Origin of the sequence: Neisseria sp. DTU_2021_1001991_1_SI_NGA_ILE_055 (genome assembly GCF_032342915.1) — a bacterium.
GTDB lineage: Bacteria > Pseudomonadota > Gammaproteobacteria > Burkholderiales > Neisseriaceae > Neisseria.
In genome coordinates, this window is sequence record NZ_CP135440.1 from 172,630 (window position 1) to 186,515 (window position 13,886).

Genomic DNA, 13,886 nt, shown 5'->3' on the forward strand with positions numbered 1-13,886 from the left:
TACCTTTCAGACGGCCTTTTTTCCATTTATCCCATTCGCTTTACCATCAGCATAATCCAAGTTAATATATCAAATTCATTGTCATTCTAAAATTGTCTCGTCATGACCGCCCGCCAATCCTACCACCTTACCTTTGCCCGTTTTTCCCCCTCACTTTCAGTTCGCTCCTTCAGCGCATCCGAAGCGGTCAATACCGCTTATCGTGTCGAAATTACCGCTACCTCTACCGATTCCTCCCTGCCGCTGTCTTCCTACCTCAATCAGCGCGCAGCGTTTGAGATTCGTCCGCAGGAAGGCTTACTGTCGGAAGCGGTAGCGGCATTCGGGTCTGCTTCAGACGACCCGCCGGCGAAGCAATGGCAGGGCATTATCACCTCATGCGAGAAGCTGTCCGTCTCCAAGGATGAAACCGTTTACCGCTTTGTTTTAGAGCCGCGTTTCGCGGCTTTAAAACATTTCCAAACTTCCCGGCTGTTCCAACACCAAACCGTCCCCGACATCATTGCCGCCGTCTTCAAACACCACGGTTTCTCCGGTGTCGACTACCGTTTCCAAAAGAGCCGCACCTATAGTGTACGCGAGTATGTCACCCAGTATCTCGAAAGCGACTTCGCCTTTATCAACCGTCTGTGTGAGGAAGAAGGCATCTGGTATGCCTTCGAACAGCATGAACAACATGGCGACGTAGTCGTCTTCGGCGACAGTCCCGAACACTACTTGCGCAGCCAAGGCCTACCCGTTTCCTACCGCCCCCATGCCGGATTGGAGAGTGTCGGTACCGAAGCACTGTTCAGCTTAAGCATCCGCCACAACCCCATCGTCGAAGGCATACGCACGGCCGACTACAACTACCGCAGCGCCGATACCGACCTCTTTGCCGAAACCGACAACAAACAGTCCGAAGAATCAGCCGACAATACCGTCTTATTGGGCAAACAGCAGCACTGGGGCCTTCATCCCAAAACAACCGGCGAAGCCCAAGTTCAGACGACCCTGTTGAACGAAGCCAACCTCTGCCGCCAAACCGTCGCAGCCGGCGGCGGCAACGTCGTCTCCATGACGCCGATGAAGGTGTTCCAAACCGATGTCTCCTTCACCGAAGCCCCCGACGGCTGGCTGGTACTTTCCATGGAACACAGCGGCAGCCGAGATACCGCCTACAGCCATACCTTTACCGCCATCCCCGCCCAACTCGCCTTCCGTCCCGAACGCACCACCCCGCGTCCGCATATCGACGGTACCTTACCCGCACGGGTGACCGCGGCGGAAAACTGCACCTACGCCTATATCGACGATATGGGACGCTACCGTGTCAAATTACCGTTTGATTTAGACGAATGGAGCCCCGGCGGAGAAAGCCGTCCTGTCCGACTCGCCAAACCCTATGCCGGTCCCGAATACGGCATCCACTTCCCCTTACACGAAGGCACCGAAGTGATGCTTTCCTTCGTCCAAGGTAATCCCGACCGTCCGTATATCTCCGGCGTCATGCACGACAGCGCCCATCCCGACCACATTCCTGCCGATTGGAATACAAGGAACGTCATCCGTACCTGGGCGAACAACAAACTGAGGATGGAAGACCAAAAAGGTCAGGAACACATCAAACTCGCCACCGACTACCAAAAATCCCAACTCAACCTCGGCCATATCGTCGACTCAAACCGCAACAAACGCGGAGAGAACGGAGAGGGTTTCGAACTCAGAACCGACGGCTGGGGTGCCGTACGGGCGGGTAAAGGCATACTCGTCAGCGCACAAAACCAGGATGCCAACGGCAAAGTGCTGGATATGGACGATGCCATCTCCCAACTCGAACAAGCACTCTCCCTGGCCAAAAGCCTGAACAAAGCCGCCCAAACGGCCAACAACCACCACACCGATGAAGAAACCCAAAGGGGCCGTCTGAAAGACGCCCTCAAAGACCTGAAAGAGGCCGGTTTGATCCAAACAGCCCCCGCCGGCATCGCCACCGCAACCCAACAAAGCCAACTGCACACCGCCAATGAAAACATCCACCTCGTCAGCGGGGCAAACACCGACATTACCGCCGGTCAAAGCCTGACCGCCCATGCGGCAGAGAGCCTTAACCTATTTGCCCAAAGCAGCGGCATCAAGATGCAGGCCAATCAGGGCAAAGTGGAAGTGCAGGCACAGAATGACGAGTTGCAGCTGAATGCCTTAAAGGACGCCACCCTGACCAGCAGCGCAGGGAAAGTCACCATTGCGGCGAAGGAGGAGATTCTGATCACCTGCAAAGGGGCGTATATCAAGTTGAGTAATGGGGAAGTTGAGATCGGGAGTCCGAAGGTGGTGCGGGTGAGGGCGCCGTTGGTGGTGAATGGGCCGCAGAGCTTGAGCCACATGTTTAATAATATGCCTAAATCCAAATTTGATCAGGAAGTAATCGTTACCACTCCAAATGGAAGCCCGATTGCAAACCGCCGATTTGTTTTAACACGTGCTGACGGTACCAAAATACGGGGGACTACGGATGCAAATGGCAGTACCGGTATTCAGCGCAATGATTCTACTATGGAAAAATTTACCTTGACTCTTTTGCCTAAGGACAAGAAGAAATGAGTGAACCAAATATTAAATTAAATCCGACATTGGATAAAAACGGCAATCCGACCGCGCAAGTGAGGATGACATCTACGGAAGATCAGCAAAAATGTCAGATGGAGATTGCCCGCTATATGCCGATTATGCTTCTCCCCGGCATTATGGGCTCCAATCTGCAATATCGAAACGGTTGGGTAAAGCCCAGTAAAAAATCTGAATCGGGAGAACCGGCAAAAGACGTTGAAAACGGAGAGGAGAATCAGGATAAGGACTGGGAGGTGCTCAAGAAGGAGACAGTAGAAAAGTCATGGATGCCGCCAAACGGTCTATTAAAATCAATAGGTGCAGCGTTTAAAGATGGTCTGTTTCGTAGGGTAAAAGCACGTCATCGTGAAATTCATCAAGAATTGACTGCCGTCGATTGGCGAGGGCCGATAACACATATTCCTAAAAATCCTATAATAATCAATACAAAACGATTGAAAGATAAGATTTTAAAGGCCGGTGAGCAGCGACACAATCTCAAAATGGCACAACTGCAAAAAAGTCACTCTTCTGATTCTTGGAAAATTAGCAATGAGCAAAATAAATATGAAGAATGGAAAGAGAGATGGGAAAATGGGGAACACCATCAAAACGAGTTGACAGAAGAAGAATTGCGTTTTCGAGGCTGGGGAACGGTTCATGCCGATTCTTATCAAGAGTTCACGGTTTTTTTAGAAAATAATCTGAATAATTTGGCTCAAGATATTCGAGATGCTGCTAAAACCAGCAATGGAAATCAAAATGGAGCGCATTGCTTGAGTGATAGTGATTATGAAAATTTTGTTACTCAAAAAAAAGATACGCAGCCTTGGAAAGCCGTATTGGCAAGGATAGATCGATATATTATCAATCGCGACAAAGAGCAGCCAGAATTGGAAAAGCCTTTGTCTGAACAAGAGTCTAGCGCTGAAGCGCAGAAAATATTGGCAGAATGGCTGAAAAAAGTGGTGAATTATCAGTTTCCTGTCTATATATGCGGCTACAACTGGTTGCGTGATAATGCTGAATCGGGGACTGGGTACCATACGAAGTCTTTAGAGTATTTGGAATCAAAAAAAGAGGATGGTACCAATTTCCCCTTTGGTCCTAGTGACTTGAATAGCAGGATCCAGCGCGCATTGGAAGAATGCAATAGTGAGCAGTTTTTAATTCTTACCCATTCTATGGGCGGTTTGGTAACGCGTGCATATGCAAAGCAGGCAACCAGTGATGAGCCAGCTGGTACTAAAAACGCTGATAAAATCTGCGGTATTTTTCATAATGTTATGCCTGCTACGGGCTCTCCTGCTTTTTATAAACGGTTAAGGGCAGGATTTAGCAATGAACCGCCACCGCGCCGTTTTTATGAATATTTCACGCCGACTTTATGGTTAAGTGCATTGAAAGATGCAGGTTTTGCAGGGGTGCTGGGTTTTACTTCGCGCGCAACTTCCCCTATTTTGCTCAATTCTCCTGGTGCCATGCAACTGACCCCTTGGCCAAACTATACTCCACGCCGTTTTAGTGGAGATAATGTAAGTGATCCCAATGCTTGGCTTCATGTGGCAGATGATAAGGGCAAAAATATACGCTTCAGTTTCAATACTGAGGAGCTTTATCAAAACCATGATAAATGGTTTGGTTTATGGCCGACTAAGCCGAAAAATCTTAATGATGGACAACAAGAAGAGCAAATAGATTACATTAATTTTAATCCGAATGGTACAAAGACTATTTTTCAAAAAGACAAAGCGGATGAGGATATTTTTGAAAAAAACTTAGAAAGAGTAGAAAAATTTCAAGAAAAGCATGCTACTTACTATTTGACTGATGATAATAAAACCCGAATCAGTTTTTGTGACAGTAAAGATCATCTCACCTGGGATACCATTAAATGGGTGAGTGATAGGAATTTCCCTGGAGACTTGACTAAGCAAGAGTTGATCGAGGCGGTATTGACTAAACCTAAAGATTCAGGGCCTAGGGGAACGGTAAAAATAAAATTGAGGGATGAAGATTACTTTCTTCACCTTACTGAAAAAAAGAGGACAGACAAAGGAGATGGTACCGTTCCTACTGCTTCAGGAGAAGCACCGATTACCCAGGGCTTTTTTAATAGAAAAGATGTATTGGTAACCGGAGATAAAAATGTAGGCGGCTACGAGCATGGTTCTTCATATAATCTTGATGAAACCCGTCATGACGCCTTGTTTGCTGTTTTAGAATCTGTCGCTTTACGCGGACAGGAAGATTAATCCCTGAAAGGAACTTATGATGAAACCGACCGCTACTGTATTGCTGACAGTTTCTCTGCTTACTGCATGCACCCCTGCCGTTTCTCCACTTACAGAAAGGAATTCCTCAATGACTACTGCTTCTTCATCTATCGATACTGCCTATTGGACCGAACAGCCCTATTGCAGCGGCCGCTATCAATTGCGCCTACCATCCCATCGCCGTCATGGCAGTACACACCTTAATTACAATGGCTGGAGCGTAATGGTTCTGTTTAACGACTGGAAGAGAAACGTTAGCACCATCAATGAGACCAAGCAAAATGGTCGAGATGGGACCGATATTGTTGTTGACACCCGTACTCTAATTCCAGGACGAGCGATGATGCAGGTAACGCGTAGTGATTTTGATTGGGATGGTAGATATGTTAAGAAACATGGTATGCCCTACGAAGCCTATTTATATTTCAAACTAGATAATAATGACGCCTATATCGTACGCAGCTATTTCTATATTCCTGCTGAAAACGGCAAAGCTCCTGCCAACTGGAAAGCCAAAGAGAAAGAATTGATAGATGGCATGGAGAAAAAATTCCGCCAAGATTTCCTGAATAACCTGCGGGTACGTCAAGAGTTTGAAGTACCGAATCGGCATGGTATCTGCCTGATAGGCGGTTTTATTGCGGACGATGGCAAAAAACCGTTTACAGCGCATACTACTGTCGAATTTGCCAAGCAGCATGATATGAGTTTGGAAATCATGCATGGTGACGAGCTTAAGAAAGGCGAACCGACGCTGCTGCAACGGGATATTGCTCCGGAAAAAAGCGCATTGGCAAAAATCTTTAAAATCACTGGCTACCGTACCATCCGTCAAGGCCCGCGTACCATTAACGGCATGTCGGGTACGGAAAAATTGATCAAGTGGGATGGCAACAAATATATGTTGATTTGGGAGCGAGACGGCGGCAATCCGCGCATCATGATGCAGTTTGGTACCGAGAAGAAAGATGGAACGAAGCGTAGCGAAGCCGAAGTCCTCGCCATTTGGGATACCGTTCTGCCGACTTTAAAACCAATTAAGTAAATTTGATAAGGAAGGCCGTCTGAAAAGCCGATGCCGCCCGCCGCAAATGAAAGGAAACCTCATGACCCGCAGCCTCCCCATCATCACGGCACTCCTCCTTTCCGCCGCCGTCCCCGCCCGGGCCGCAGGCAGTCCGCCCGTCATCGATACCGCCTATTGGACCGAACAGCCCTATTGCAGCGGGCGCTATCAATTGCGCCTGCCCTCAAAACGCCGTCACGGCAGTACACACCTTGATTACAACGGCTGGAGCGTGATGGTTATGTTTAATGATTGGGATAGAAACGTTAGGACCATCAATAGATTTAAACGTAGTGGTTATGATGGAACCGATATTGTTGTTGACACCCGTACTCTAATTCCGGGGCAGGCGATGATGCAGGTAACGCGGAAAGGATTTGGTTGGGAAGATCTTGTCGGAGATGACGGTATGCCTTACGAAGCAGATTTGTATTTTAAGCTGGATAATAACGATGCCTATATCGTACGCAGTTTTTTCTATATCCCGGCCGATAATAAAAAAGCCCCTGCCAACTGGAAAGCCAAAGAGAAAGAATTGATAGATGGCATGGAGAAAAAATTCCGCCAAGATTTTCTGAATAACCTTCGGGTGCGGCAAGAATTTGAAGTACCGAATCGGCATGGTATCTGCCTGATAGGCGGTTTTATTGCGGATGACGGTAAAAAGCCATTTATAGCGCATACTACTGTCGAATTTGCCAAGCAGCATGATATGAGTTTGGAAATCATGCATGGTGACGAGCTTAAGAAAGGCGAACCGACGCTGCTGCAACGGGATATTGCTCCGAAAAAAAGCGCATTGGCAAAAATCTTTAAAATCACAGGCTACCGCACTATTCGTCAAGGCCCGCGTACCATTAACGGCATGTCGGGTACGGAAAAACTGATCAAATGGCAGGGCAATAAATACATGCTGATATGGGAACGAGACGGCGGCAATCCGCGCATCATGATGCAGTTTGGTACCGAGAAGAAAGACGGAACGAAGCGTAGCGAAGCCGAAATCCTCGCTATCTGGGACACCGTATTGCCAACTTTAAAACCAATTAAGTAAATTTGATAAGGAAGGCCGTCTGAAAAATACCATGTTTTTTCAGACGGCCTTTTTATAATTTTGATGCTATCTAGAAAATATTTCTGGTGGCATTCAATGTTATGATGATGCATTATTGAATATGTCAGCGGCTATAAGGCCGTCTGAAATATAAGGACAACTGATGATAAACATTGAAAATCTGTATTTTCATTACGATGAACGGCAAGTGCTGCATGATATTTCGGTACAGCTTCCCCAAGGAAGTATTACAGGGCTGATTGGGCCGAATGGTGCTGGTAAATCGACGCTGATGCGATGTATGGCTGGTTTGGAGAATCCGAGTAGTGGGAAGGTTCTTTTAGATGGACAGCCTGTTTTAGAAAATCCTCGAGAGAGTTATGCCAAATTAGGCTATTTGCCTGATATTTTTGGATTGCCGCAGGATCTTACTGTTTTGGAATGTTTGACTTATGCTGCCAGTTCGCGCGGGGTTCCAGAGAAAAATTTGCCTGAAATTCTGAGTGAAACTGTCCAACTTTTGGGTTTGGAGGATAAGCTTGGTAGTTTTATCAGTGAGCTTTCGCGAGGTCAAAAGCAACGCGTAGGTATTGGTCAGGTCATTATTCACAAGCCGAAATTTTTATTGTTGGATGAACCCGCTAGCGGCCTTGATCCTGAGGCACGGCATGAGTTGTCGTTGTTGCTGCTTAAATTGCAGAAGGAAGGTATGACGATATTGGTATCCAGCCATATTTTGTCTGAATTGGACGAATATTGCAGCCATATGCTTGTTATTAAGCAAGGGAAAATTCAGGCATTCCAGGCGTTGCAGGATGAAAATACTGATCGGCAAACTGTGCGCCTGTGTTTTGCAACTGAGGAGATCAGTATTGCGGCAGATGTATTGCAAGAACTGGATTACGTTTATGATGTAAAAGTAGACGGTTCTGCATTATTGGTATTAATTGATTCAGGTGATGAGGCACGTGTACGGCTTATCCGTGATGTTGTGTTGAGGGATTTGGCGTTGAGTGGGGCAGATATTGTGAAAACTACTTTGCTGCAAAGTTATCAAAACAGTTTGCAGGTCAAAAAACAGGGAGAGGCTGCATGAATCGTATCAAACCGCCAAAAATTATGGTAAACGCGGAGTTTCAGCGATTGCTATGGTTGAATTTAAACTGTGGTATGGTTGCCGGTATATTTATTTTGTATGGGCTGTTTGCTATCACTAAACGGGAAGGTTCTGAATGGTCAGACCATTTAATTATGGTAAGTGGGTTTGGTTTGGCACTATCAGCTTTGGCAGGTTATATTTTAATAGAAAGGAGTTTTAAACAAGACATATCTTCCAATACATTTGACCAGTTACGAATGTCTTCTTTATCGCCGTGGCAGATGGCTTATTCACGAGTTTTGGCTGCGCCCATTCTGGCATGGGTGGGGTTTGCGATAGGATGGTTGGTATTGGGTTTGGGAGTACTACTCGATAGTGGAGAAACTCCTCAATTACTGTATTCCTTTGCAACTCTCCCATTTACAGCATGGACGGTTGCCTGTTTGATCGTTGTCAACGCGTTACAGTTTGGGCGCGGTCCACGGCAATATACAGGCTCAATACTGCAGCTAATCCTACTGTATATCGTATGCATGGTTTTCTTCGCTGATTTTTCAAGCGCAGTATCAGAGGCATTTTACTCTGAGGAGAATGGTAGCGAATTTCACAGTGCCCTTATGAATTATGATATTACAAACATGCCTTTGGAACTTTTAATTTCAGCAGGCATGGGTGCAGTTTTCTCAGCGATAGCAGTATATGCCGCTATGGCATGGAAACTTTACTTGCAATCTTCAAGGCGCGTGTTCCTGATTTTGACAGTCTTATCGCCTATTTTATATTGGTGGGCCTTAGCAGATAAAAATGTATTTTGGTGGATGGCATCCGTCAATTATTCAGGTTTGGCTTTAGTTTCTTTGGTTGTACAGGATTTACGGCTTCAATCGCTAAGTAATAAAATCCGTTGGTACGATATCCCTGCCTGGTGGGTATTGTTGCCCTTGGCGATCATATCCTCGTTTATGTTGGCTGGTGGTGTACTGTTGATACCGTTTATACAAATCGGTTGTTTGGTTTGTATACTATTAATTTGCTGCAATATGAGAGCAACTCGCTTTAATAGTATTACACTGGGGTTATCTGTGTTTTTGTTGGCCCGTTCGCTGTGGGCACTTGCATTTTAGAAATACCGACAAGAGCTTTGCAAAATTCTCTAAGTATCTTGGTAGAAGTTTAGGGGATTTTAGAAAGATCTTAGGCCGTCTGAAAACCTGATTCAGGTTTTCAGACGGCCTTTTTACTTCCTTAATATTTTATCTGCCTGACTGTTCCCACACGTTTTGCAGGTAGGCGTAGGTCAGGTCGGCGGTGTCGGACACCAGCGCGATGTCGCTGCCCAAGTCTTCGGCTTTACCCACGCCGATGGGCAAGGCACCGGCGGCTTTGATGGCGGCGACGCCGGCGGCGGCGTCTTCGATGCCAATGCATTGGCGGATGTCCGCGCCCACGCCCTCGGCGGCGGCGAGGAAGATGTCGGGGGCGGGTTTGGAATGCGCGACGGCTGCAGGGTCGGCGACGGCGTCGAAGAAGTGGGTCAGCCCCATGCGTTCCAGTAAGAACGGACCGTTTTTACTGGCAGACGCGAGGGCGATTTTTTTACCGTTTGCCCCCAATGCTTCCAGCAGCGGCAAAATGCCGGGGTACACGTCTTCGGGTTTGACTGCCTGAATCATCTCGACGTAGTTGTCGTTTTTGCGGCGGGTCAGTTCGGCGAACTCGGTTTCGCTGACGGTTTTGCCGCCGTGCGCGAGGATGCGTTTGAGCGAATCGTCGCGTGACACGCCTTTGAGCTGCTCGTTAAACTTGCGGTCGATGCTGATGCCCAGTTCTTCGGCGAGCTTTTTCCATGCGCGGTAGTGGTATTCGGCGGTGTCGGTGATGACGCCGTCGAGGTCAAAGAGGACTGCGGTGAAAGTCATTTTGCGCCCTCCTTATTTTTCCAACGCGACGGTGTGGCTGCCGTTGAGCGTGATGTCTTTGCCGTACACCTGCAAATCGAGCGGTTCGCCTTTGAGTAGGGTGAAGACGACGTTTTCTTTGCCGACGGCGACTTTAATCAGACGGCCTCGGTAGTTGATGTGGAAGGCATAGCCTGTCCAAGCACTCGGCAGGAACGGGGCGAAGCTGAGTTTGCCGTCCCAAGTTTTCATTTGGGCGAAACCTTGGACGATGGCGAGCCACGAGCCGGTCATGGAGGTGATGTGCAGGCCGTCTTCGGTGTCGTTGTTGTAGTTGTCCAAGTCCAGGCGGGCGGTGCGCTGGTACATTTCCACGGCTTTTTCTTCTTTGCCCAGTTCGGCGGCGAGAATAGAGTGGATACATGGCGACAACGAGCTTTCGTGCACGGTCATCGGTTCGTAGAAGTCGAAGTTGCGGCGTTTTTCGTCCATATTGAAACGGTCGCCGAAGAAGTAGATGCCTTGCAAGACGTCCGCTTGTTTGATGAAGGGCGAACGCAGGATTTTGTCCCACGACCATTTTTGGTTGAGTGGCAAATCATCGGGCGAAAGCGCGGACACGGGGCGGATGTCTTTGTCGAGGAAGCCGTCGTGCTGCACGAATACGCCGAGTTCTTCGTCATGCGGACGGTACATATTGGCGCTGATGTCCGCCCATTTTTCCAGCTCGGCGGCACTCACGTTCAAATCCGGACGCGGGTATTTCGCCAGGGCTTCGCGGGTGTAGTCCAATACCCATGCGGCGAGGGTGTTGGTGTACCAGTTGTTGTTGATGTTGTTTTCGTATTCGTTCGGGCCGGTTACGCCGTGAATCATGTATTTGCCGTTGCGTTTGGAGAAGTGGACGCGGTCCGCCCAGAAGCGGGACACTTCGACCAAAACTTCCAAGCCTTCTTTGGCAAGATAGCTTTCATCGCCGGTGTAGTTGGTGTAATTGTAGATGGCGTAAGGAATCGCGCCGTTGCGGTGGATTTCCTCGAAGGTGATTTCCCATTCGTTATGGCACTCGATACCCGTAAACGTTACCATCGGATAGAGCGCGCCCGCCAAACCCTGTTCGCGCGCGTTGTGCTGCGCCTGCGGCAGTTGGTTGCGGCGATATTGCAGCAGGTTGCGGGTAACTTCGGGTTCCGCCAGTGCGAGGTAAAGCGGCACGGCGTAGGCTTCGGTGTCCCAATAGGTTGCGCCGCCGTATTTTTCGCCGGTAAAGCCTTTCGGGCCGATGTTCAGGCGCGCGTCTTCGCCGTAGTAGGTGGAGAACAGTTGGAACAGATTGAAGCGGATACCCTGCTGCGCTTCGTCGCTGCCTTCGATGACCACGTCGGCGATTTCCCAACGGTGCAGCCAGCCTGCTTTGTGTGCGTCCAGCAAGGTTTCAAACGCAACGCCTGCGATTTTTTCCGACAAGGCGCGGCCTGCGGCTTTTACGGCTTCCAAGCCCTGATAATCGCGGCTGGTGGTAACAATCACGCGTTTTTCAAAGGTTTCGGGTGTGCCGCCGACTTCGGCCTCGAAAGAATTGGAGACCTGCCAGTCGGTTTGGCTGCCGCCGAGGGCTTTGAAGCTGCCGGCGAAGGTTTGCTCGGCGTTGACGATAAATTGTTCCACGCCGAAGGGATTGGCGACGGTTTGGGTGGCAATGTATGAGCGGTCGTCTGAAACGCCTTTGTCCAATACCTGCCAGAATTTTTCTTCGTAGTTGGAGTCTTCGTTTTTCACGTCGGCATCGATGATGGAATCGATGCGGACTTGGTGGGTTTTGCCGTCAACGGATACGGCTTCCCAGCGGATGAGAGCCAGCTCTTTTTGCGCGACGGACAGGAATTTGCACACATCGAAACGCACGCCGAATACGGTGAACGAGCGGCGCAACACGCCGTGCTGCATATCGAGTTCGACGGAGAAGTCGGCAACTTCGTTTTTCGCCAAGTCCACTTCCTGTACATCGACAAAGATTTTGACTTTGCTGAAATTGAGCGCATTGATGGCTTTGCCGAAATATTTAGGATAGCCGTTTTTCCACCAGCCGACGCGGGTTTTGTCGGGGAACCACACGCCGGCGATGTAGGTACCCAAGTGGCTGTCGGCGGAATAGGTTTCTTCAAAGTTGCCGCGCATACCCATATAGCCGTTGCCCAAGCTGGTCAGGCTCTCTTGCAGTCGTTTGTGCTCTTTTTCCAGTTTTGTCGAACGCAGTGTCCAAGGGCTGACTTCCATGATTCTCGTGTACATTTATGAAGCTCCTGTTATTAAAATTGTCAGATCGGCAAAGGTTTCAGACGGCCTTTGCCGATGGTGTTGAAACGGATTATTCGCCGTGGGTCTCTTTAATCAGGCATACTGAGAAAGCCCCCATCAGCAAGACTGCGCCGGCAACCAAGAACATGGTTGCCTGATGGCTGCCCAGCATAGGGAAGAGGACGAAACTTAGCAGCGAAGCGACGATTTGAGGCATACAGATAGAGCCGTTGAACAGGCCCAAATAAGTACCCATGTGTTTGCCTGAGAGCGCATTGGTCACAATCGTCAAAGGATAGGTAATGATACCGGCCCACGCAATACCGATTAAGGTGTAAGACAACACCAGCGCGTATTGATTGCTGATGAAGAAAACGGAGAAGAAACCGAGCGCACCCAAAGCCAAGCAACCGAAATAACCGGCTTTATGGTATTTATTCGGTACTTTTGCCAGAATAAACGAGCAGATAACGGCAGCAATGGATTGTACCGCCGCCAATACACCGTACCAGTTGCCTGCTTCTTGGTAGCCTACGGAAGAGGCATCGGTTGTCTGCCAAACGTTTTCCGCAATCGCGCCTGCCGAGTAAGTCCACATATATTGGAAGGCAAACCAGCAGAAGAATTGTACCAAAGTCACCGTCCAAAACGCTTTAGGCGCGGTTTTCAAAAGTTCGAACCAGTTGGCTTTTTCCTGATTCGCAGCGACATCGATGCCGTGATAGCGGGCGTAGGTTTCCGGATCGTATTCTTTGACTTTGAAGATGGTGAACGCACTGGTAATAATCAGTAACGCCGCGCCCACATAGAATGCTACAACCACGGTCTGCGGCACGACGCCTTTTTCGGCCGTGTTCGCCAAACCGATATACGCGAACACAAACGGCAGAATCGCCGCCACAACCGCGCCCGTATTCGCTAAGAAACTTTGAATCCCGTAGGCGTAGCTTTTCTGCTCCTCGTTGACCATGTCGCCGACCATCATCTTAAACGGCTGCATCGCCATATTGGAAGATACGTCCAACAGCGCAATCATCAGCGCGCCAAACGACAAAGCTGCCAAAGAAGCGTAGCCAAAACCGAAGCTGCCCGAGTTCGGCATCAAAATCATGACGATAACCGCAATCAGCGTGCCGTAAAGCAGATAGGGTAGACGGCGGCCGCCCAAGCGCGGCATCCAAGTGCGGTCTGAGTAGTAGCCCACAATCGGCTGAACCAACATACCGGCCAATGGGGGCAGAATGAAAAACCAGCCCAAACTGTGCGGGTCAGCGCCTAAAGTTTGAAAAATTCGGCTCATTTGTGAGCTTTGCAGGGTAAAGGCCGTCTGAACGCCGAGATAGCCGAAGCTGAGCATCCAAATCGTACTTTTTGCCAGTGACGGCAAACCTTGTTTTGCTGTTTTTTGCGTATTTTCCGACATGAGGTAAATCCTTTTTTTGAAAAGTATTTTTATTGAGAAATCTGAAATGTTCCTTGGTGTGGTGTTCTCTGTCGTTATTGTTTGTGTGCGTACTTTCAAGGATATAGGCGCATTTTATGGAGCGTATCGAATATTGGCAACGTTTGTTCAAAGATAAACTGGCTTAAATCAAATTTTTTACGG

The 13,886-nt window shown here is 48.7% G+C and carries 9 protein-coding genes; 6 read left to right on the forward strand and 3 right to left on the reverse strand.

Translation table 11 applies throughout. The annotated features are described in order from the left end of the window. Nucleotides 1–102: 102 nt before the first annotated feature. The 6 genes from RRV97_RS00770 to RRV97_RS00795 all read left to right on the forward strand — a co-directional run bounded on the left by RRV97_RS00770 (nt 103) and on the right by RRV97_RS00795 (nt 9,208). Nucleotides 103–2,583, forward strand: a complete 2,481-nt coding sequence (locus RRV97_RS00770) for a type VI secretion system Vgr family protein (protein WP_315611663.1) — start codon at nt 103–105, stop codon at nt 2,581–2,583. Next, a complete protein-coding gene (locus RRV97_RS00775) occupies nt 2,580–4,844 on the forward strand; it encodes a hypothetical protein (protein ID WP_315611664.1) in 2,265 nt (754 codons plus the stop codon). The genes RRV97_RS00770 and RRV97_RS00775 overlap by 4 nt, the downstream gene beginning before the upstream one ends. A 109-nt stretch (nt 4,845–4,953) precedes the next feature. Beyond that, entirely contained in the window at nt 4,954–5,910 is a 957-nt protein-coding gene (locus RRV97_RS00780; RefSeq protein WP_315611665.1) for a T6SS immunity protein Tli4 family protein, read from the forward strand. 61 nt (nt 5,911–5,971) lie between these two features. Beyond that, the gene (locus RRV97_RS00785) at nt 5,972–6,985 is read left to right on the forward strand and encodes a T6SS immunity protein Tli4 family protein (protein WP_315611666.1); all 1,014 of its coding nucleotides are present in this window, start codon (nt 5,972–5,974) and stop codon (nt 6,983–6,985) included. A gap of 163 nt (nt 6,986–7,148) precedes the next feature. Beyond that, nucleotides 7,149–8,081 (forward strand): ABC transporter ATP-binding protein, encoded by a 933-nt coding sequence (locus tag RRV97_RS00790; protein ID WP_315611667.1) that lies wholly within the window; start codon nt 7,149–7,151, stop codon nt 8,079–8,081. Further along, a complete protein-coding gene (locus tag RRV97_RS00795) occupies nt 8,078–9,208 on the forward strand; it encodes a hypothetical protein (RefSeq protein ID WP_315611668.1) in 1,131 nt (376 codons plus the stop codon). Before RRV97_RS00790 ends, RRV97_RS00795 begins: the two co-directional genes overlap by 4 nt. Nucleotides 9,209–9,337: 129 nt before the next feature. Here RRV97_RS00795 and pgmB read toward each other — a convergent pair whose 3' ends face one another. The 3 genes from pgmB to RRV97_RS00810 all read right to left on the reverse strand — a co-directional run bounded on the left by pgmB (nt 9,338) and on the right by RRV97_RS00810 (nt 13,703). Further along, nucleotides 9,338–10,003: a beta-phosphoglucomutase gene (gene pgmB, locus RRV97_RS00800; RefSeq protein ID WP_315611669.1), complete on the reverse strand. Its 666-nt coding sequence runs from the start codon at nt 10,001–10,003 to the stop codon at nt 9,338–9,340. A 12-nt stretch (nt 10,004–10,015) separates the two neighbouring features. After that, nucleotides 10,016–12,274 carry a glycoside hydrolase family 65 protein gene (locus RRV97_RS00805; protein WP_315611670.1) on the reverse strand — a complete coding sequence of 753 codons (2,259 nt, stop codon included), beginning with the start codon at nt 12,272–12,274 and terminating at the stop codon, nt 10,016–10,018. Between the two features lie 76 nt (nt 12,275–12,350). Then, nucleotides 12,351–13,703, reverse strand: coding sequence for an SLC45 family MFS transporter (locus RRV97_RS00810; protein ID WP_315611671.1), 1,353 nt, complete (start codon nt 13,701–13,703; stop codon nt 12,351–12,353). Nucleotides 13,704–13,886 lie beyond the last annotated feature (183 nt).